Below are 20,056 nucleotides of genomic sequence, written 5' to 3' on the forward strand. Positions count from 1 at the left end.
TTCGTGGATCAGTACTTCATGACCACCAAGCGGGTCTGGGTGAACTCAAGCATCCCGTGCTTACCGTCATCGCCGCCCAGCCCTGAGCGTTTCCAACCGGCGTGGAACCCTTGGTAAGGGTCGGCCGGGGTGCGATTGACGTACAACTCGCCGGCCTCGATGGCGTTCGCCACTTTCATCGCCGTGCGGTAGTTCTCGGTGTAAAGCACCGACGAGAGACCAAACTGATGGTCGTTGGCCATGGCCAGGGCTTCGTCAATGTCGCGGTACTTGAGCACCGGCAGTACCGGGCCAAAGATTTCTTCCTGAATGATCTCCATGTCCTGGCGGCAGCCGCTGAGCAAGGTCGGCGGGTAGAAATGCCCAGGGCCTTCGGGCAGCACGCCGCCCACTTCCAGTACAGCACCGGCGGCGACGGCGCGCTCGACCATGGCGTGGATATTCTTTTGTGAGCTGGCGTTGACCAGTGGGCCCATCAGGCTGGCGTCCTGGGCACGATCGCCAAACTTGACCGCGCTGATCTTTGTTTTCAGCAGCGCCAAGAAGCGGTCGTAAATGCTTTCGTGCACGTACACACGCTCCACCGCCGTGCACAGCTGGCCGCAGTGGGTGGTCTTGGAGGCAACGATGGCGCTGGCCGCCTGTTCCAGGTCCGCATCGGCCTCGATGATCGCCGGGGTTTTGCCGCCCAGTTCCAGGGACGGCTTGGCGATGTTGGCCTTGCAGTAATCCAACACGATACGCCCGGCATTGACGCTGCCGGTGAGGGTAATCAAACCAACGGCCTTGTGGGTGCAGACGCTGGCAGCGGTGGCGTGGTCCATGGTGAGGATGTTGATCACCCCAGCCGGGATGCCAGCCGTGACCACCGCCTTGGCGATTTCAAACGCCGACAGCGGCGTGTTGTTGCTCGGGCGCACCACCACGGTATTGCCTGCGATCAACGCCGGGGCAATCTTGCGCAGCAAGGTGTAGACCGGGTAGTTGAACGGAATCAGGCAGGCCACGACGCCAATCGGCTCGCGTTGCAGGAACAGGTTTTCGTCCGGGGTATCGCTGGGGATGATCTCGCCTTCGATACGGCGCGCCCACTCAGCGTGGTAACGGGTGATCTGCGCGGCATAACGCGCTTCGTTGCTGGCGTCGCTGACACTCTTGCCGGACTCGCTGGCAAGGGCCTTGCCGATGCTTTCAGCGTGGGTGTCCAGGGCATCGGCAAACGCACGCAGGTGTTCGGCGCGCTCGATACTGGTGAGCTTGCCCCAGGCTTTCTGGGCGATGGCGGCGGCGTCGACGGCGGCGATAGCCTCATCGGCGGTGGCCGCGCTGACGTGGCCAACCAGGGTTTCGGTGGCGGGGTTGTAGACGGCGATCAAGGCATCGCTGGCGGGTTCGGCGAAGTGGCCGTTGTAGAAATTGCGCTCGGGTTGCATGTGGTTTGCCCAACGTTGTTGTTTTGCGAGTGACATGCAGTTTTGTCGTTGTTAGGGGGCCGGGCAAACGACTTATTGGGTGGGGTAACGTGAGAAAAAAGCAGGTTATGGGGGCTTACGAACCTGCCTGGCCTATGCAAAACCAAATGTGGGAGCGGGCTTGCTCGCGAATACGGTGGGCCAGTCAAAGCACCTGTGACTGACACTCCGTATTCGCGAGCAAGCCCGCTCCCACATTTTTGACCGGGTTCCTTAGGAAGACACCGCGGCGGTCGAAGGTTCCAATTGTCTTTGTGCCAACCAGATTTCATCCTGCAACCACTGCCCAAACACCTGCAACTGCGGCATGTCCGTCTGCTCTGGCCGGGTTACCAGCCAGTACGACTGATGCCCTTCCACGTGCACATTCAACACCTGGGTCAATTGCCCGCAGGCCAGTTCCGCCGCGACCATGTGCCAATCGGCAATGGTGATGCCCAACCCATCGGTTGCCGCGCGGATCGCCAGATCCAGCAGGTCGAACTCATACCCGCCTTGGGTATCCACCCCATGGATGCGCGCCGCGTCCAGCCAATGCTTCCACGTCAGGTAACGCTGGTCCTCACTGGCCAGCACATGCAGCAGGGTCATGCGGTTGAGGTCCACGCCATCACTGCATTCACGGGCATATAACGACGGCGCGCACACCGCGATATGCCGCTCCTGGATCAGCAGCGAGCTGTCCAACCCATCCCACTCACCATTGCCAAAACGAATGGCGCAGTCCAGCGTGCTGGTTTGCGCCAGGCTGTCCTGCAGGCACGTGGTAATGCTCAATTCCAATTCAGGATGGGCCTCGCGCAAGCGCCCCAGGCGCGGCATCAGCCAGCGGCTGGTAAAGGTCGGCGGTGCGTTGATGTGCAGCCGGTTGGAGTGGGTTTTCTGTTGGATGCTGCGCACCGTCAGCTCGATCTTGTCGAAGGACTGGTGCAAGGCCCGCAACAGCACACGCCCGGCACTGGTCAGCTCGAGGTGGTGATGGCGCCGCTCCAGCAGGTTCTCGCCCAGTTGTTCTTCCAACTGACGCACCTGGCGGCTGACGGCGCTCTGGGTCACGTTCAGCAGCTCGGCAGCCCGGGTAAAACTGCCGGTACTGCCGGCGACTTCGAAGGCTTTGAGGGCGTTGAGACCGGGCATTTTGCGTTTCATAACAGGCACTCGAAAACGACTGACAAGAAGTAGAGCTTCCCACGATGCGTAGGAAAATTCCCGAGCAACATACCGCAGCGTGTCGTTTCTCGCTCACTGTTGTCGTTGACAACTAAGGAGCACGACTATTACGCACAGCGAACATGAGAATTAAGCATTGGTCGTTTTATTTATATAAACGCTAGTCTTTTACATTATCAAAGTGCTGATTAAACCGCGCACTTTCCCAGTGCAAACTTTGATACTTCGCCCCCTCTTGTTGCACATTAGCCATCGAGGCAAGTTCATGCCGATAGTTCCGCGCCCTGTCCATATTGGTGTAGTGGCATTGGTCTTTACTGCCTGTAATGCCACGACGCATGGTTTCAGTATCTTTCTGTATTCGGCGTTATTGCCGCAGATACGCCAGGCCTATGAACTCAGTTACAGCCAGGCCGCCTTTATCGCGGCGCTATTGCAACTGTTTTACATGGGCGCCTCGGTGGCCAGCGGGGTCGCCGCCGCCTGGGTACGCCCGCAAACCATGGTGCGCCTGACCATGCTTCTCAGCCCGTTGCTGCTGGCCCTGGCACTGGCCACGCCCTGGGTGCTGCCGTTCGCACTGTGCCTGGCGTTGGTGTCGGCCTGCGCCGTGGCGAATTGGAATGCGATTGCGGCACTGGCACGAGAGGTGATCCCGGCGAGCCACCGCAGCCGTGTATTGGGGTTGGCGTCTTCGGGGGCGGCGTTTGCGATCTGCTTGAACGGGGTGTTGATCGCTTTATTGCAGGGATTGTCATTGCGCCAGTTCTGGCTGATCTGTGCAGGCTTGACACTGCTGGTCACGCTGCTGACCCTGTGGGCCGTGCCCGCCCCCGCCCCGCAGGCTCCCAGCTCAACCAAAGCGCCGGGTTTCAAGCATGTTTTGCGGCAATGGCTGCGCCTGTGCCTGGAGCAGCCTGTCGCGATGCAGATTGTGTTGCTCAGCGGCTTTATCGGCGCAATCAGCGGGCCGTTCCTTAATTTTCTCTCGGCGTTTGTCAGCGAGCGCTTGCACGCCAGTGCGGCGCTAACCGGTTCGATGTGGACGCTGATCGGCATCGGCGGGATCGTCGGCGGGCTGTTGCTGGGCACACTGGCGGATCGTTGGGGCGCGCTGCGCGTGCTGGCAGTGAGCATCAGTGCGTTCGGCCTGGTGATGCTCGGCCTGCTGTGGCAACCGAGTTTGTTGCTGAGTTGGCTGGCAGCCGGGCTGTTCGCGCTGTTTTACTTCCCGTCCTGGGGCTTGATGGCGGCCTACCTCAGCGCCCGCCTCGAGCCGCTGCAAAGCCTGCAAGTGGTGAGCCTGAGCATGGTCAGCTACGGCCTGGCCAGCGCCACGGCCAATGGCGTGTGTGGCGGGTTGCTGCAAGCCAGCGGTGAGTTTGCCGTGGTGCATGCCTGGATCGTCGCCTGGGTGCTCGCTAGCCTGCTAATGCTCAAGCGCATGGCTGATGGACATGCCCGCATGGCGCGGCCTGTCCGCATACCCTGAGCGCCCAAGCTGACGCTGCAGAATCTCCACCAGCGCCTCCACCTCTGGCACCTGGCAACCCGCCGGGCGCCAAAACATCAGGCGTGCCGGGGCAATCGGCGGAAAGCCCTGGTGCTCATCCAGGATCTGCCAGCCTTCCGGCACCAGGCGCCGCGCCATCACCCCTACCGACAAACCTTGCTCGATGGCAATCGCGATGCCACGGGGGCTCTGGCTGGTGTAGACCACTTGCCACGAGCGCCCAGCCTGGGCCAGCGCCTGCACCGCATTGGCGCGAAATGCGCAGCCCTCGGCATACACCGCCAACGGCACTGACTGGCGCCCCACGCAGCTCCAACTCGGCGCTGCCACCCACACCAAAGGCTCATCACACAGGTATTCACCGGGTTGCAGCCCGGCGTGTTCCACGCCCAGCACCAGGTCCAGCTCGCCACGATTCAAACGGCTGACCAACGCGGTGGACATCTCGCAACAGATGTCCGGGCGCACCTGCGCAAACTGCGCCTGGAAGTCCTTGAGCATGCCGCCCAGGCAATATTCGGCGTAGTCCTCGGGCATACCCAGGTGAATGCACACCTGCTCATTAGGCAATTGCGCGGCGGCCACCGCCTCATGGTGCAGCTTGAGGATTTGCCGCGCGTAGATCAGAAAAGTCTCTCCACCCGGCGTCAGGCCGATGGAGCGGCTGGTGCGACGGATCAGCGGCGTGCCGACGATCTCTTCCAGGCGCTGCAAACTCTGGCTCACCGTGGACTGGGTTTTATGCAGGCGTTCGGCCGCTGCCGAAAAACCCTGGCACTCGATAATTGCCACAAATACTTTAAGTAAGCTGCCATCCAGTTCGCCTGACATAACTATCGCCCCTGCCGATGGATTCGATCACAACTTGTAATTTCCACTTCCCACTGCTTTACGCAACTATCGACTCAACACAACACCCTTGTTCAGGAGCCTTGTATGAGTCTTAAACTTGCCGATGCCGAAACCGGCGATATCAGCGACATTATTAATACCGAACTTTATCCCATACATGATTCGGGCCATGTTCAATTGCAGGCCTTGATCGAACATGCTCGCGCCGAATTGGCCGAAGACGGCTGCTGCCTGCTGAAGAACTTCCTGCGCCCCGAGGCGCTGGAACAGGCGCGACTGGAAGGCCTGGCGCTGTCGGACAAGACGTTTTTCTCGGTGCGCAAGGTCAACGCCTACTTCACCGAAGACGACACCACACTGCCCCAGGATGACCCACGTCGCACGTTCATGGAGCGCACCAGCGGCTTTGTGACCCGCGACATGATCGCCCCCGACGCAATCATCCATCGCCTGTACGTGTCGCCGATGATGAAACGCTTTATCGGCGCCTGCCTGGATGAACCGGAGATTTTCGAATACGCCGACCCCTTCGCCGGGCTGGTGATCAACGTGATGCCCGAAGGCACCGAGCAGCCTTGGCACTTCGACACCAACGAATTCATCGTCAGCATGATGACCCAGAAGCCCGAGGCTGGCGGCCTGTTCGAATACGCGCCGATGATCCGCTCCCGCAGCCAGGAAAACCTCGGCGCCGTGGGCAAGGTGGTGCGCGGTGAAGACCGCTCGCGGGTGCAGGAGCTGGCGCTCAACCCCGGTGACCTGCAGATCTTCAAGGGCCGCTTCTCGGTGCACCGGGTCACCCGTGTCGAGGGCGCCACCGAGCGCAACACGGCGATTTTCGCCTACTCGGAAAAGCCTGGGATCATCGGCCGCGCCCAACGCACCAAGCAGCTTTACGGACGCCTGTCCGAAGCCCATCTGCAAGCCGAACGCAACCTGGTCCGCAGTGACCAGTTGCTCGACTGAACCACCGCCGCCCCCCCAAAAAACTAAAAAACCGTATTTGCCCTGCGAGGAACACCCCATGAGTCTGTCCGGCCCGAACCGCAACCCCGCCGACTGTGAACCCACCCATGACGAGATTCAGCAGATCCAGCTGGACCGCCTGCAACGGGTTCGCAACGAACTGAAAAAACGCGACTACGCTGCGTGCGTGCTCTTCGACCCTACCCACATGCGCTACGCCACCGGCTCGCGCAACATGCAGGTGTACTCTGCGCGCAACCCGGCGCGCTATGCCTTTATCCCGGCGGAAGGCCCGGTGGTGATCTTCGAATTCGGCGGTTGCCTGCACCTGGCCGAAACCCTCAACACCGTAGACGAAGTGCGCCCGGCCAAGGCGATCTCGTATTACTTCTGCGAAAGCTTCCTGGGCAACGTCACCGCCGACTGGGCCGCTGAGATCGACGAGCTGGTACGCAAGTGCGGCGGCGGCAAACGCATCGCCATAGAAAGCGCCACCTCGGCCGCCGCCTTCGAACTGCAACGCCTCGGCTACCAGGTGTTCGACGCACAGGAGCCGCTGGAACGCGCACGCTGCATCAAGGTGCCCAACGAGTTGAAAATGATCCGCGCCAGCCTGCGTGCCACCGAAGCCGGTGTGCGCCTGATGGAAAGCAAGCTCACCCCCGGCATCACTGAGAACCAACTGTGGTCGCACCTGCACCAGCACGTGATCGCCACCGACGGCGACTACGTGGAAACCCGCTTGCTGTCCTCCGGCCCACGCACCAACCCGTGGTTTCAGGAATGCAGCACCCGACCCATCGAGGCCGGTGACCTGGTGGCGCTGGACACCGACGTGGTCGGACGCTTCGGCTACTACGCCGATTTCTCGCGCACCTTTCTGTGTGGTGATCAAGCCGCCACCGCCAAGCAGCAGGAGCTGTACAAGCTCGCCTACGAGCAAGTGCAGACCAACGTCGAAATGCTCAAGGCCGGGCGCAGCTTCAAGGAGTACGCGGAGATGGCCTGGAAGATTCCCGACCATTACAAAAACAACCGCTATTTCGCCCTGGTGCACGGCGTGGGCATGACCGGTGAATACCCCTACGTGGTGCACCGCGAAGACATCGACGCGCTGGGTTACGACGGTGTGTTCGAAGCCGGCATGACCATCTGCGTGGAAAGCTACATCGGCCACGACGACGGCGGCGAAGGCGTCAAGCTCGAAGAGCAGATCTATATCCACGAGCACGGCATCGAATTGCTCTCCGATTACCCGTTCGACCCGCGCTTGCTACCGCGCTGAACCCGTCTAGCACTACAGGCGGCCCCGGGAAGGACCTGTAACATGCATTTATAGAAGGTTACTGCGCAGAATTTGTCGTTTGTCGATCTTTGCGCAAATGACAAAACTGCGGGCATCTCTAATAAAAACAACATGAGAGCTGCCCTATGTCCTATCCCATTGCCCGCCTCCTGACTTCGTTTTGCCTTGTTCTTCTGCCGGTTTCACAGCGGTCTCGGCGGCGCGCGCATCGCGCCTGCCACTGACCCTTGCGGTTCAACAAAAACGCATATTCGCAAGTACCGGAGAGGCTTATGAAAGACTTGACGACCCTGGACGGCAGCCTGCCGCATCCAGCCGTGAATGACCTGTGTGCCCAAGTGCAACGCGGTGAGATCAACCGCCGCCAATTCTTGCGTACCGCCGCCCTGCTGGGCATTACCGTGGCCAGCGCCTCGACCTTTATCGGCTCGGCCCTGTTGGGCAGCGACGCCCAGGCCGCCGATGCCACCCCGGCCCGCCAAGGTGGCAGCCTGCGCTTTGCCTGTGCGATCCAGGAAATCCAGGACCCGATGCTGATCACCTGGATCGAAGCCTCGAACCTGTTGCGCAACTCCCTCGAATACCTGACCTGGGTCGACGCCGACAACATCACCCACCCCTACCTGGCCGAGAGCTGGAGTCCGTCCGAAGACCTCACCACCTGGACCTTCAACCTGCGCCAGGACGTGAAGTGGAGCAACGGCGACAGCTTCAACGTCGACGACGTGCAACACAACATCCAGCGCTGGATCGCTGCCGACTCCAAGTCGGTCAACCGCACCGCGTTCCAAGACATCAAGGCCTTCGAAAAAGTCAGCGACTACCAGTTCCGCCTGCAGCTCAAGCGTCCGATCCTGGCGATCCCGGAGATGCTCAACGCCTTCACCTGCGCCCTGGTGCACCGCAGCTTCAAGGCAGGCGATGACTGGGCAAAGAATCCGCTGGCCACCGGGCCGTTCAAGCTGGTGTCGTTCGCCGTGAACAAGCAGGCGACCTTTGCCAAGCGCGCCGACTACTGGGGCAAACCCGCCAACCTCGACGAGCTGCGCTACATCGACATGGGCACCGACGTGTCCACCCACCTCGCCGCCCTGCAAGCCGGGCAGGTCGACGTGCTGTACCGCGTCACCGTGGCCGAGCTGGACCTGGCGAAGCGCCTGCCCGGTGCGCAGTTGCTCAGCTGCAAATCGGCGCAAACCGTGGTGATGCGCATGGCCTGCGACCAAAAGCCGTTCACCGACCTGCGCGTGCGCAAAGCGGTGGTGTTGTGCGCTGACAACGCGCAGATGCTCAAAGTCGCCTATCGCGGCATGGGCACCCTGGGTGAAGACCACCACGTGGCACCGTCCCACCCGGAGTACTTCCCCCTGCCCAAGCGCGAACGCGATGTCGCGGCGGCGAAAAAGCTGTTGGCCGAAGCAGGCTTCCCCAAGGGCCTGGACATCGACCTGATCGTCGGCAACACCCAGGGCCGCTACGAGCAGGACTGCGCGCAGATCCTGCAACAGAACTGCCTGGAAGCCGGCATCCGCATCAACCTCAAAGTGGTCCCGGCGGCGCAGTACTGGCCGATCTGGGACAAAGCTGCGTTCAGCCTGACCTACTGGGCTCATCGCCCGCTGGGCGTGATGTCCTTGGAGCTGGCCTATCGCGGCGGTGGCGCCTGGAACGAAAGCCACTACAGCGACCCGGCCTTCGATGCCGCCCTGGACAAGGCCATGGGCATTATCGACCCGAAACAGCGGGCCGTGGCCATGCAAAGCGTGGAGCAAATCCTGCAGGACGCGTGTGTGATCGTGCAGCCGTTCTGGGGTGACAAGTTCACCGCCGTGAGCAAAAAAGTGCAGGGGTTCCAAGTGCACCCTTCCGACTTCTACCCCATGGGCAATGTCTGGCTGAGCGTTTGAGTCGACTCTGCCCGCACGTGCGGGCAGGCATCCCATCACCCGTCGGAGCATGCACCTGATGGCTCACTTTCTATTGCGCAAATTGCTGATGCTGCTGGCGACCCTGCTGTCGGTGTCGCTGATTGTGTTCCTGGCCCTGGAACTCAATATCGAGGACGTGGCAATCAACGTCCTCGGCCCCTACTCCGCCGCCGACCAGCGCGCCGCGTGGTTGCTGGAACACGGCTACAACCAGCCGTTCGCCTGGCGTTACCTGGTGTGGCTCAAGGACTTCGTCACCGGCGACTGGGGCACCTCGGTGTACTTTCGCGAGCCGGTGCTCAAGCTGTTGCTGCCCAACCTGTGGCAAACCCTGACCCTGGCCGGGCTGGCCTTGCTGGTAATGGTGCCGGTGGCGTTGACCCTGGGCATCCTGGCCGGGATTCGCCAAGGCTCGTTGATCGACCGGTTGGTGTCGTTCCTGTCGATCGTCACCACCTCGATTCCGGACTTTGCCAGTGCGGTGTTCGTCTCGGCGATCTTTGTGTTCTGGCTCAACTGGCTGCCCGGCGTGAGCAGCATGAGCGACGGTTTCAGCGCTGTAGAGCTGGTACTGCCGCTGATGGTGCTGTGCCTGTTCGGCATCGGCTACCTGGCGCGGATCACCCGGGCATCGATGGTGGAAGTGATGCAGGCGCCGTATATCCGCACCGCCCGGCTCAAGGGCGCCTCCACCACGCGCATCGTGTTGCGCCATGCCCTGCGCAACGTGCTGATCGCGCCGGTCACGGTGATCATGCTGTACATCCCGTGGTTGCTGTCCAACGTGATCGTGGTGGAGGTGTTTTTCGCCTACAAGGGCTTCGGTTCGATGCTCTACACCGCGTCGCTCAACCATGACGTCTACCTGATTGAAGCCTGCGCGATGATCAGCGGCGTGGTGGTGGGCATCAGCAAGATCTTCTCGGACCTGGCCTACACCTGGCTCAACCCGCGCATCACCCTGCGCAGTCTCGGCGGAGGCAGCCAATGAACCTGCTCAAATCCTTCAAGCATCCCCTGGCCCTGCTCGGCCTGTTGTTGGTGGGCGGCTGGGTGCTGATTGCACTCTGCGCGCCTTGGCTGGCACCCCATGATCCGCTGGAAAGCTTTACGCCGTTGCTCACCCCCATGACGGCAGGCGATGACGGCGCGCGCTTTTTGCTCGGCACCGACATGATCGGCCGCGACATTCTTTCGCGCCTGATCTGGGGCACGCGCACGGTGTTGTTCTGGTCGATCCTGGCCACCCTCACCGCGTTTGCCGTGGGCATCGCGATGGGCCTGTGCGCCGGTTACTTCAACGGTTGGGTGGACGCCGTGCTGTCCTATGTGGCCGACACGGTGCTGTCGTTCCCGGTGCTGGTGTTGTACATCGTGATCATCATCGCCCTCGGTGCTTCGGCGCTGAATATCCTGATTGCGGTGACCTTCACCAGTGCGCCGGCGATCTTTCGCATCATGCGTGCGCTGACCGTCGACATCCGCTCGCGCGACTACGTGCTCAGCGCGATCACCCAGGGCGAAGGCTCGCTGCGCATCATGCTGGTGGAGATCCTGCCCAACTGCGGCGGGCCGCTGATCGTCGATTTCTGCCTGCGCATCGGCTACACCGCGATCATGATCGGCGCCCTGGGTTTCCTCGGCCTCGGCCTGCCGCCGCCCACCCCGGATTGGGGTGGCATGATCAACGATGGTCGCGCCATGGCCATTTCCTTCCCGCACCTGGTGATCTTCCCCTGCATCGCCATCTCCACCCTGATGCTCGGCCTGAGCTTGCTCGCCGACGGGCTGGATGAACACGCGCAGCAAGGCGCAAGGAGTTGAGCATGAACAGCCAGCAAACCGTATTGCGGGTCGACAACCTGAGCGTCGAGCTGCCCAAGGGCGCCGACCGCAGCCACGCCGTGAGCGGCATCAGCCTGGACGTGCGCAAAGGTGAAATCCTGTGTGTGATCGGCGAATCGGGCTCGGGCAAGTCCGTGCTGTCGGCAGCGATCATGGGCGATTACGCCAAGGGACTGCGGCATGCCGGCGGCGTGATCGACTTTCTCGGTGACGATATCTGCACCCTGGACGAACGCCGTTTACGCGCGCTGCGCGGCAACCGCATCGCGATGATTTTCCAGGAGCCGATGGCGGCGCTGAACCCGGCGATTCGCATTGGCAAGCAAGTGGAAGAGATCTTCGATATCCATGCACCGCAGATGCCAGCGGCTGAACGCCGTGAACGCATGCTGGCGCTGCTGGAATCCACCCAACTGCCGGACCCGCCACGCATCGCCAACAGCTTTCCCCATCAACTCTCCGGCGGCCAATGCCAGCGGGTGGTGATCGCCATGGCCTTGGCGATGAACCCGGATTTGCTGATCGCCGACGAGCCCACCACCGCCTTGGATGTGACCACCCAGGCGCAGGTGTTGAAACTGGTGCGTGATCTGCGTGGCCGGGGCCAACACGGCATCCTGTTCATCACCCATGACTTTGGCGTGGTGGCGCAGATTGCCGACCGCATCGCCGTAATGGAAGGCGGCCGGCTGGTGGAAATCGGCGAGCGCGATCAGGTCTTGAATGCCCCCGCTCATCCCTACACCCGCAAGCTGATCGCCGCAGTGCCGGCGTTGCACCCCGAACTGCATGTGCCGAGTGCGGACGGCGAAATGGCCTTGCGCATCGAACACCTGACCAAGACCTACAACGTCGGCGGCAGCTCGGTGGCGGCGCTGCGCAACGTGTCGCTGAACCTGCCACGGGGCAAGACGCTGGCGATTGTCGGCGAGTCCGGCTCGGGCAAAAGTACCCTGGTCAAGGCGGCGATTCGTTTGGTGGACAGCGACAGCGGCCATGTGTGGGTGGGCGATACCGACTTCCTGGCGTTGCAGGGTTCGGCCCTGGCGGCGAACCGGCGGCGTATCCAGATGATTTTCCAGGACCCGTACGGCTCGCTGAACCCGCGCCATCGGGTCGGCGACATCATCGCGCGCGCCGCGCAATTGCGCGGCTTGTCGGCCAAGGATGCGTGGGCCGAGGCCGGTGATTTGCTTGAGCAAGTCGGCCTCAAGCGCGATGCCTTGCAGCGCAAGCCCCGGCAGTTCTCCGGCGGCCAACGCCAACGCATCGGCATCGCCCGCGCCCTGGCGATGCGCCCGGAAGTGCTGATTGCCGATGAAAGCGTGTCGGCGCTGGATGTGTCGGTGCAAAAGCAGGTGCTGGAGCTGCTGGCCGACCTGCAGAAGCAGTTGAACCTGAGCATCCTGTTTATCACCCACGACCTGCGGGTGGCGGCGCAGATCAGCGACCACATCGCGGTGATGCGCCAAGGTGAAGTGGTGGAGTACGGCACCGCCGAACAGGTGCTGCTGAGACCGCAGAACAGCTACACGCAAACGCTGCTTGCCGCCGCCCCCGGAGCATCCGAATTACCCGCCGCTGGGCCGCCACTGAGGCTGATCCGCCCCGCCGCGCACTGAGTTCGACCCTTTCCCCCGCGTCGCAGCATTCGCTGCGGCAACGGGCTGCTGTTGCCAAAAATAAACCAATAACGAGAGCCAAACCATGCGACCAACCATAGGCTACTTCGCCCTGATCCCCGTGCTCGGCGCCCTTGCGGCACCGGCCATGGCCATTCAGGTCACCGACAACCTCGACCTCGGCGGCGCGGTACGTGCGCGCTGGGACTACGACCCGGATCGCGGCATCCAGAAATTCGGCCTGGACACCGCGTTCCTCAGCGCCAAGTACAACTCCGACACCTGGATCGGCGAGGCGCAGTACCGCTTTTACGGGCGCTCCTACCCCTACCAGTACACCAAGAACTACGGCGATATCCAGTTCGCCAAGTTCGCCTGGGTCGGCTACAAGTTCAACCCCGACCAGCAGGTGCAAGTGGGCCTGAACACCGTGCCGTTCGGCCTGCAGCCGTACTTTGGCAGCACCTTCTACGAAACCCTGGGCAACGTGATCGGCCTGGAAGACGTGCAGCAGATCGGTACCAAATACATCCAGCAAAGCGGTGACTGGAATATCCAGGCCGGCTACTACCTGCGCCCGGCGTGGCAAGGCAAGGGCACCAGCAAGGGGGTGACCTATTCCAGCGTGGTCTCCGAGGCCGACAGCTACGTGGCCGATGGCAGCAACAACCAGGAACGCAACACCGTGGTGGTGCGGGTCGCCAAGGCCATGGACCTGGGCGACTGGAAGTCCGAAGTCGGCCTGTCCGGCCTCACTTCCACCCTGGAAAACAAAGACACCGGCAACGATGGCCGACGCAACGCCGTGGCCATCCATTACCTGGGCAAGAACGGCCCGTGGGGCGTGCAACTGCAGGCCGCACGCCAACAGATGTCGCCGCGCAACGAAGGCACCGACGGTGTGGTGACCCTGGGTGGCTATGACGGCACCTTCAACGTCGCAAGCCGCGGCAACCTGTACGTGGCGGACCTGAGCTACGACGTGGGCGGCAAGTACCTGTTCGACCAGGTCAGCGGCGTGAAGCTGTATGCCAACTACAGCGCCTTCGATAAATCCGACAACGCGTTCAAGACCTCGCAACGGGTGATCCTCGGCACCTCGTTTTCGGTGAGCAAGCTGTGGGTGGCCACGGAGTGGTTGATCGGCAAGAACGACCCGTACATCGGTGGCAGCAGCTATACCCAGAGTTTGGGCGCTGGCGGTAGCAACCAGTGGGAGAATCAGCTGTACATGAACATCGGGTATTACTTCTAATAGGCCACTGACGCCTTCGCAGGCAAGCCAGCTCCCACAGGGGAATGCATTCCAAATGTGGGAGCGGGCTTGCTCGCGAAGAGGCCAGAAAAAACACCAAAAAAATAATAAGTGTGGAACCCGAACCATGCGCCAACTGCCCTCCCTCAACATGCTCCGCGTCTTCGAAGAAGTCGCCCGCCACCGCAGTTTCAGCCAGGCCGCCGTCGGCCTCAACGTCACCCAGGGCGCGGTCAGCCGCCAGATCAAGCAGTTGGAAGACTACCTCGGTGTCGCCCTCTTCATCCGTACGCCCCAGGGCCTGTCCCTGACCGAAGCCGGCTTTGCCCTCTCCCCGCACCTGAGCGATGCCTTCGACCATATCGAACGTGCCTTGCAGGCCGTGCGCGTACCCAACCTGCGCCAGCGCCTGCGCATCGTTGCGCCGCCGACCTGGGCCACCCGTTGGCTATCTGCGCACCTGCGGCGGTTTTGCGAGCGCTACCCGGACATCAACCTCAGCGTCACCCACCAGAACAGCCACGCAAGCCTGGCGGAAATCGATTGCCAGATCCGCTTCGGCCTTGAGCCGGCCGCGCATTGCAGCAGTGAGTTGTTGGTGATGGAGCGCCACATCGCGGTGGCCAGCCCGGAGCTGTTCACAGACGGTCAACCGCCCGACCTGCGCCGCTTTCCGCTGCTGCATATCCTGCACGATGGCAAGCGCTTGAAGGTGTGGGAAAACTGGCTGGAAGCCATGGGCCGAGACGATATCGATGCAGGCCAGGGCCTGGAATTCAGCACCCTGGACCAGGTGATCCACACCGCCCTGGCAGGCGGTGGCTTGGCGGTGATCGACCGGCAGATGATCGAACGGGAGTTGGCCAATGGCAGCCTGTTGCCGATCACCCCTGTGGAAGTGATCGGCCCTTATGGCTATTGGCTGGATGTGGCCAGCGACAAGCTTGGTTTATCCAAGGTTCGCCTGTTTACGCAGTGGCTGGGCCAGGTCAGCAACCCCTGACAGCGGCGGCGCCTCGGCCTTGCATGCCTGGTTAAGGGTCAGGGACTTGGTCTCCGGCGCCCAGGCCCACGAGATGATCGCGCCAAACACTAGGATCGCGGCGAGGATGCCCATGGTCGGGCTCAGGCCGATCCCGGCCACGCTCACCGGCAGCAGGAACGTGCTGATGGCCGAACCCAGGCGGCTCACCGCCGTGGCGAGGCCGATGCCGCTGGCGCGCACTTCGGTGGGGAAGCTTTCTGCCGGGAACACGCCCACCAGGTTACTCACTGCCGACAGCACCAGGGTGAACACGCCGAAGGTCAGCACCATCAGCCACGCCATGCTTCCCGGCAGTACCGCCAGCAAGAACAACGCCGCCGCAAGGATGATGAACGAGTTGATCAAGAAGCCCCGGCGCGAGAATTTCACCGTGCACCAGATGCCGATCAACGCCCCGACAATCAGCAGCAGGTTGAGCAGCAACTCGGTGCCGAAGCCTTGGGACAAGCCCATCTTTTGCAGGATCGACGGCAGGAACGTGTAGATCGCGAAGTACGGCATCACGATGCACACAAAGAACAGGCAGTTGAACGCCGTGCGCTTGCGGTATTCGCGACTGAACAACACGCCGTAGCCGGAACGGGTTTGCGCTGATGGCTCTTCATCCAGCACCACGTGTTCACCCAGGTGCTTCTTGACGATGGCACGAGCTTCGGCGATGCGCCCACGGTTGACCAGCCAGCGCGGGGATTCGGGGGTGCCGATCCGGGCGATCAGGATCAAGCCTGCCGGGATGGCCGAAGACGCCAACATCCAGCGCCAGGCGTCGTCGCCCAGGCTGAGCATCGCCGTGCCGACGAATGTTGCCGCAACATAACCGAAGGTCCAGATCACGCTGAACGAACCGAGCAGTACGCCACGGTGTTTCTTCGGCGAAAACTCGGCCAGCATGGCGTGGCCGACGCTGAAATCCCCGCCCAGGCCAATACCGATCAGGATGCGGCACAGCAGCAGGCCCATGGCGGTTTCAGCGTAGAACTGCATGACCGAGGCCACGGTGATCAGCACAAAACTGACCAGGAAGATCTTTTGCCGGCCGAGGGTGTCGGAAATCCAGCCGAAAAACAGGCTACCCAGGAACAGGCCGATCAGGGCCGAAGCGCCGATCAATCCTTGCCAGAAGGCATCCAATTGCATCTGTGGGCTAAGCAGCGTGAAGGCGATGCCGATCAGGCCGAGGATATAGCCATCGGTGAAGTGTGCACCGAAGGTGAGGCCGGCGATTTTCAGGTGAAAACGGCCAATGGGCAGGTCGTCGATTTTGACGGGTTGAGCAGTCATGGGTGTTCTCCATATTGTTTTTCTTGACGGAGTAACAGCGGGCAAACCCCAACCCCTGTGGGAGCGGGCTTGCTCGCGAAAGCGGTAAATCAGTTGATACATAAGGTGGCTGACCCGCCGCATTCGCGAGCAAGCCAGCTCCCACAGGGGGTCGGCGTTGTGTCTATAAACCGCCCATCAACAGGTATTTGATCTCCAGGTAATCCTCCAGCCCGTACTTGGAACCCTCACGGCCCAACCCCGATTCCTTGATGCCGCCAAACGGCGCGACTTCCGTGGAGATGATCCCTTCGTTGATACCCACCATGCCGGCTTCCAGGCCCTCGGCCATGCGCCACACGCGGCCGATGTCACGGCTATAGAAGTAGGCCGACAAGCCAAACGGCGTGTCATTGGCACGTTGCAATACCTCGGCTTCATCCTTGAAGCGAAAGCATGCCGCCACTGGGCCGAAGGTTTCTTCCTGGGCAATCAACATGTCGCCGTGGGCTTCGGTAAGGATGGTCGGTTCGAAAAAGGTGCCGCCCAGCGCATGGCGACGCCCGCCGCACAGCAGCGTGGCACCCTTCTCCAAGGCATCGCCGACATGGGCTTCGACCTTGGCCAAGGCCGCGGCGTTGATCAGCGGGCCTTGCTCGGTTTCGCCGTCCAGCGCGCTGCCGACGCGCATGGCGCTGACCGCTTCTGCCAGTTTGCGAGTGAACGCGTCGTACACACCGTCCTGGATAAAGAAGCGGTTGACGCACACGCAGGTCTGCCCGGTGTTGCGGAACTTGGAGGCCATGGCGCCTTTGACGGCGGCATCCAGGTCGGCGTCGTCGAACACAATGAAGGGCGCGTTGCCGCCCAGTTCCAGCGAGACTTTTTTAAGGGTGTCCGCCGCCTGGCGCATCAGCAGTTTGCCGGTACGGGTGGAGCCGGTGAACGACAGCTTGCGCACCACGCTGGAAGCTTGCAGTGCACCGCCGATGGCGACGGCATCGCCGGAGACAATGTTGAACACACCGGCGGGAATGCCCGCTTGTTCGGCCAGTACCGCCAGGGCAAAGGCTGACAGCGGCGTCTCCTCCGAAGGCTTGAGGATCATGGTGCAGCCTGCCGCCAGTGCTGGGCCGACTTTGCGAGTGACCATGGCCAGAGGGAAGTTCCACGGGGTGATCGCCGCGACCACGCCGATGGCTTCCTTGACCACGATGATCCGCGCATCAGCCTTGTGGCTCGGGATCACGTCGCCGTAAGCCCGCTTGGCTTCTTCGCCGAACCACTCCAGGAAGCTGGCAGCGTAGACCACTTCGCCCATCGCTTCGGCCAGGGGTTTGCCCTGCTCCAGGCTAAGCAACTGCGCCAGATCCTTCTGGTTGCTGAGCATCAGCTCGCTCCAGCGCTTGAGGCGCTGGCTGCGTTCCTTCGCGGTGAGCTTGCGCCACGCTGGCAAGGCGCGGTTGGCCGCGTCGATGGCCAAGTCTGTTTCTTCGGCGGCGGCGCGCTGTACCTCGACGATCAGCGCACCATTGGCCGGGTTGACCACCGGGTAAGTCGGCCCACCGCTGGACCATTGGCCATCGATGTAGTTGCCAGTACGGATCAGCGGGTTCATGCCACGGCCTCGATCAGGTTGAAACGGTCTAGGCCCGGGCGGGCCGCACGCAGGATGCGTTTGCCGGCGGTGTAGTCGTTGATCACATCGCACGGGGTGTAGTTGCGTTCCAGTTCGTGGAGTTCTTCGGCATCCAGTTGGGTGTCGAGGGCCGCCAGCGCGCTGTCAAATTGTGCGGTGGTATCGGCGCCCACCAGCATCACATCCACGCCTGGGTGATTGGCGACCCAGGCCTGGGCGATCTGTGCGTTGGACACGCCACGGGCGCGGGCGACGCGTTGCACCGAATGGGCGATGTCGAACGACGCCTGGTCGCTGTACATCTGCTGGGTGAAGAAGTCGGTCTGGTTGCGGGTGGACTGCACTTCGCCGGTGAGCAAGCCACGGGCCAGCGGGCTGAATACCGAGACGCCCAGGCCCTGGTCGCGACAGAACGGGATCATCTCGCGCTCTTCTTCGCGGTACGCGCAGTTCAGTTGCAACTGCATGTTGATCGGCTTGACCCAACCGTTGCGTTCACACGCCATGAGGATCTTGGCCAACTGGCCGGTGAGCATGGTCGACACGCCGATGTAGCGGGCCTTGCCGGAACGCACGATGTCGTTCAGCGCGCACATGGTTTCTTCCACCGGGGTGTTCACGTCGAAGTAATGCAGCATGAACACGTCGACGTAACCCATGCCGAGGCGGCTCAGGGACGCGTCGATGCTGTCCATGATGTGCTTGCGCGAATGCCCGCTGGCATTGATGCCGCTACGAGTGCCGTAGCCGACTTTGGTGGTGACTACGATGTCGTCACGTCGCGCCACGCGCTTGAGAATGCGCCCGACGACTTCTTCGCCAACGCCTGCCGAATAGAAGTCGGCCAGGTCGATGAAGTTGACGCCGTTGTCCAGGGCGTGGGCGACGATGGGCTCGCTTTGCTTCTCGTCGAAGATCCACGGTTTCCAGTCCGGGGTGCCCATGTTCATGGTGCCCAGGCACAGGCGCGAGACTTGCAGGCCGGAGTTGCCCAAACGGATGTATTGCATGGGATTCTCCTCAGGCCTTAGGCGTGTAGAAAGGGTTGCTGATGTGGTTGGCCACATCCGCCAGTTGCGCGGTGTAGGGCGTACCGGTCAGGGCGGCGCGGATCGCGGTGCGGCAGGCGTTGTAGTTGTTCAGGTAGACGGCATCCAGGTCATCGCAGCCTGGGTTGACCCAGTTGGCGGTAACGATGGCCCACTCGTCCTCGGCTTCCGGCGGCAGGGTGCCGTCGAGCAAGGCTTCCAGCACAGCCTTGGCGATACCGGCCTGGGATGCGCCCCAAGTGGCATTGCCGTGCAGGTCGCTGCTGATTTCAGCCTTGTTGACGTAGAGGGTCATGGGTTTGACCGGGATGTTCGGCTGAGCAATTACCATGAACGGGCAGTGACCCTGGCTCGGTGACGCGAGGCTATTGGCAAACGCCTGGCCGGCCGGGCCGTTGCGTGGACCGATGAGGATGTTGATGTGGGCAGCATTGACGCCTGGGCCTTCGAAGCCTTCGCCGATGTACAGATCAAGTGCTTTCATTTCGCAAACGCTCGTTGTTGTTATGGGGAGCTTGTTGGCGAGATTTTTAGCACCGGGGGTCAAAACGGCCGTAACCATTAAAAGTCATGGGACTGTGACTTTTTCTCATACCCCCCTGCGACGATCGATGCCGTCTTGTGCGTTGACCATCTTTGTTACACACCATATAGTGTGCCCACAAACAAAACAGACCACTACATAGTGTGCAGTATCGGTATTTACCGACCACACTATGCGCAGTATTTCAATGCCTTGAAGCCTGCAAATCGCACATTTATGGACGGGTTCACAGACCGTCCGAACAGACCAGGAAGGAGTATTTCGATGCTGAGTTGGGATGAAGTCGACAACGAAGACACCGGTGCAGCGGTGATCAAGGGCGCCAACGCCGGCCACGCCAGTGAAGCCAACATGGACCGCCTCGACGGTGCTGGCGCTGCTGCCGCGCTGGAAGCGCGTAATGTGACCGCCAACGACTCCGCCGCCATCATCCGCGCCAAGGCCGCCCTCGACAAACTCGACGTCGCCGAAGGCCTCGCCGAGCTGGAAGGCTCCGCCGCCCGCGTCGCCGTTGACGAAAAGCGCATGATCAACTGCCGCGCCGACCTCAACCAACTCGTGCCGTTCAAGTACGACTGGGCCTGGCAGAA

At 61.8% G+C, this 20,056-nt stretch carries 16 protein-coding genes and 1 pseudogene; 10 read left to right on the forward strand and 7 right to left on the reverse strand.

Going from position 1 to position 20,056, the window contains the following annotated elements; translation table 11 throughout:
- Positions 1-8: 8 nt before the first annotated feature.
- On the reverse strand, positions 9-1,433 hold the full coding sequence (aldA, locus tag CFE47_RS04530; protein ID WP_286835702.1) for an aldehyde dehydrogenase: 1,425 nt from the start codon (positions 1,431-1,433) through the stop codon (positions 9-11).
- A gap of 252 nt (positions 1,434-1,685) precedes the next feature.
- Entirely contained in the window at positions 1,686-2,621 is a 936-nt protein-coding gene (locus CFE47_RS04535) for a LysR substrate-binding domain-containing protein (protein ID WP_185709924.1), read from the reverse strand.
- A gap of 286 nt (positions 2,622-2,907) precedes the next feature.
- Between CFE47_RS04535 and CFE47_RS04540 the strand changes: the two genes are divergently transcribed.
- The gene (locus tag CFE47_RS04540) at positions 2,908-4,134 is read left to right on the forward strand and encodes an MFS transporter (protein WP_286835663.1); all 1,227 of its coding nucleotides are present in this window, start codon (positions 2,908-2,910) and stop codon (positions 4,132-4,134) included.
- Here the strand turns inward: CFE47_RS04540 and CFE47_RS04545 are convergent.
- On the reverse strand, positions 4,072-4,986 hold the full coding sequence (locus CFE47_RS04545; RefSeq protein ID WP_286835664.1) for a LysR family transcriptional regulator: 915 nt from the start codon (positions 4,984-4,986) through the stop codon (positions 4,072-4,074). The two genes, CFE47_RS04540 and CFE47_RS04545, sit on opposite strands and share 63 nt — an antisense overlap.
- Before the next feature lie 105 nt (positions 4,987-5,091).
- Between CFE47_RS04545 and CFE47_RS04550 the strand changes: the two genes are divergently transcribed.
- The 8 genes from CFE47_RS04550 (at position 5,092) to CFE47_RS04585 (ending at position 14,932) form a co-directional block, all read left to right on the forward strand.
- Positions 5,092-5,973: a HalD/BesD family halogenase gene (locus tag CFE47_RS04550; protein WP_286835665.1), complete on the forward strand. Its 882-nt coding sequence runs from the start codon at positions 5,092-5,094 to the stop codon at positions 5,971-5,973.
- 58 nt (positions 5,974-6,031) lie between these two features.
- Complete coding sequence (locus CFE47_RS04555; protein ID WP_185709928.1) at positions 6,032-7,258, forward strand: M24 family metallopeptidase; 1,227 nt, start codon at positions 6,032-6,034, stop codon at positions 7,256-7,258.
- A 293-nt stretch (positions 7,259-7,551) separates the two neighbouring features.
- Positions 7,552-9,186 carry an ABC transporter substrate-binding protein gene (locus CFE47_RS04560; protein ID WP_286835666.1) on the forward strand — a complete coding sequence of 545 codons (1,635 nt, stop codon included), beginning with the start codon at positions 7,552-7,554 and terminating at the stop codon, positions 9,184-9,186.
- Positions 9,187-9,244: 58 nt separating this feature from the next.
- On the forward strand, positions 9,245-10,198 hold the full coding sequence (locus CFE47_RS04565) for an ABC transporter permease (RefSeq protein ID WP_185709930.1): 954 nt from the start codon (positions 9,245-9,247) through the stop codon (positions 10,196-10,198).
- Positions 10,195-11,031, forward strand: coding sequence for an ABC transporter permease (locus CFE47_RS04570; protein ID WP_286835667.1), 837 nt, complete (start codon positions 10,195-10,197; stop codon positions 11,029-11,031). The genes CFE47_RS04565 and CFE47_RS04570 overlap by 4 nt, the downstream gene beginning before the upstream one ends.
- 2 nt (positions 11,032-11,033) lie before the next feature.
- Positions 11,034-12,674: a dipeptide ABC transporter ATP-binding protein gene (locus CFE47_RS04575; protein WP_286835668.1), complete on the forward strand. Its 1,641-nt coding sequence runs from the start codon at positions 11,034-11,036 to the stop codon at positions 12,672-12,674.
- Between the two features lie 85 nt (positions 12,675-12,759).
- Positions 12,760-13,929: a hypothetical protein gene (locus CFE47_RS04580; protein ID WP_286835669.1), complete on the forward strand. Its 1,170-nt coding sequence runs from the start codon at positions 12,760-12,762 to the stop codon at positions 13,927-13,929.
- Positions 13,930-14,056: 127 nt separating this feature from the next.
- A complete protein-coding gene (locus CFE47_RS04585; protein ID WP_286835670.1) occupies positions 14,057-14,932 on the forward strand; it encodes a LysR substrate-binding domain-containing protein in 876 nt (291 codons plus the stop codon).
- Here the strand turns inward: CFE47_RS04585 and CFE47_RS04590 are convergent.
- The 4 genes from CFE47_RS04590 to fae all read right to left on the reverse strand — a co-directional run bounded on the left by CFE47_RS04590 (position 14,879) and on the right by fae (position 19,406).
- Complete coding sequence (locus CFE47_RS04590) at positions 14,879-16,255, reverse strand: MFS transporter (protein ID WP_185709935.1); 1,377 nt, start codon at positions 16,253-16,255, stop codon at positions 14,879-14,881. The two genes, CFE47_RS04585 and CFE47_RS04590, sit on opposite strands and share 54 nt — an antisense overlap.
- Before the next feature lie 163 nt (positions 16,256-16,418).
- Complete coding sequence (locus CFE47_RS04595) at positions 16,419-17,852, reverse strand: NAD-dependent succinate-semialdehyde dehydrogenase (protein WP_286835671.1); 1,434 nt, start codon at positions 17,850-17,852, stop codon at positions 16,419-16,421.
- Positions 17,849-18,883 carry an aldo/keto reductase gene (locus CFE47_RS04600; protein ID WP_286835672.1) on the reverse strand — a complete coding sequence of 345 codons (1,035 nt, stop codon included), beginning with the start codon at positions 18,881-18,883 and terminating at the stop codon, positions 17,849-17,851. The genes CFE47_RS04595 and CFE47_RS04600 overlap by 4 nt, the downstream gene beginning before the upstream one ends.
- A 10-nt stretch (positions 18,884-18,893) precedes the next feature.
- Positions 18,894-19,406 (reverse strand): formaldehyde-activating enzyme, encoded by a 513-nt coding sequence (gene fae, locus CFE47_RS04605; protein WP_286835673.1) that lies wholly within the window; start codon positions 19,404-19,406, stop codon positions 18,894-18,896.
- Positions 19,407-19,730: 324 nt separating this feature from the next.
- Here fae and CFE47_RS04610 point away from each other — a divergent pair.
- Positions 19,731-20,056, forward strand: a pseudogene (locus CFE47_RS04610) (ribonucleotide-diphosphate reductase subunit beta); the annotation flags it as partial.

Origin of the sequence: Pseudomonas sp. PGPPP1 (genome assembly GCF_002255865.1) — a bacterium.
Taxonomy (GTDB): domain Bacteria; phylum Pseudomonadota; class Gammaproteobacteria; order Pseudomonadales; family Pseudomonadaceae; genus Aquipseudomonas; species Aquipseudomonas cremoris.

What these genes read in the sequence shown, in the direction of transcription:
- aldA (WP_286835702.1), bottom strand. Translation starts at nt 1,433, where the DNA reads ATGCAACCCGAGCGCAATTTCTACAACGGCCACTTCGCCGAACCCGCC.
- CFE47_RS04535 (WP_185709924.1), bottom strand. Translation starts at nt 2,621, where the DNA reads ATGAAACGCAAAATGCCCGGTCTCAACGCCCTCAAAGCCTTCGAAGTC.
- CFE47_RS04540 (WP_286835663.1), top strand. Translation starts at nt 2,908, where the DNA reads ATGCCGATAGTTCCGCGCCCTGTCCATATTGGTGTAGTGGCATTGGTC.
- CFE47_RS04545 (WP_286835664.1), bottom strand. Translation starts at nt 4,986, where the DNA reads ATGTCAGGCGAACTGGATGGCAGCTTACTTAAAGTATTTGTGGCAATT.
- CFE47_RS04550 (WP_286835665.1), top strand. Translation starts at nt 5,092, where the DNA reads ATGAGTCTTAAACTTGCCGATGCCGAAACCGGCGATATCAGCGACATT.
- CFE47_RS04555 (WP_185709928.1), top strand. Translation starts at nt 6,032, where the DNA reads ATGAGTCTGTCCGGCCCGAACCGCAACCCCGCCGACTGTGAACCCACC.
- CFE47_RS04560 (WP_286835666.1), top strand. Translation starts at nt 7,552, where the DNA reads ATGAAAGACTTGACGACCCTGGACGGCAGCCTGCCGCATCCAGCCGTG.
- CFE47_RS04565 (WP_185709930.1), top strand. Translation starts at nt 9,245, where the DNA reads ATGGCTCACTTTCTATTGCGCAAATTGCTGATGCTGCTGGCGACCCTG.
- CFE47_RS04570 (WP_286835667.1), top strand. Translation starts at nt 10,195, where the DNA reads ATGAACCTGCTCAAATCCTTCAAGCATCCCCTGGCCCTGCTCGGCCTG.
- CFE47_RS04575 (WP_286835668.1), top strand. Translation starts at nt 11,034, where the DNA reads ATGAACAGCCAGCAAACCGTATTGCGGGTCGACAACCTGAGCGTCGAG.
- CFE47_RS04580 (WP_286835669.1), top strand. Translation starts at nt 12,760, where the DNA reads ATGCGACCAACCATAGGCTACTTCGCCCTGATCCCCGTGCTCGGCGCC.
- CFE47_RS04585 (WP_286835670.1), top strand. Translation starts at nt 14,057, where the DNA reads ATGCGCCAACTGCCCTCCCTCAACATGCTCCGCGTCTTCGAAGAAGTC.
- CFE47_RS04590 (WP_185709935.1), bottom strand. Translation starts at nt 16,255, where the DNA reads ATGACTGCTCAACCCGTCAAAATCGACGACCTGCCCATTGGCCGTTTT.
- CFE47_RS04595 (WP_286835671.1), bottom strand. Translation starts at nt 17,852, where the DNA reads ATGAACCCGCTGATCCGTACTGGCAACTACATCGATGGCCAATGGTCC.
- CFE47_RS04600 (WP_286835672.1), bottom strand. Translation starts at nt 18,883, where the DNA reads ATGCAATACATCCGTTTGGGCAACTCCGGCCTGCAAGTCTCGCGCCTG.
- fae (WP_286835673.1), bottom strand. Translation starts at nt 19,406, where the DNA reads ATGAAAGCACTTGATCTGTACATCGGCGAAGGCTTCGAAGGCCCAGGC.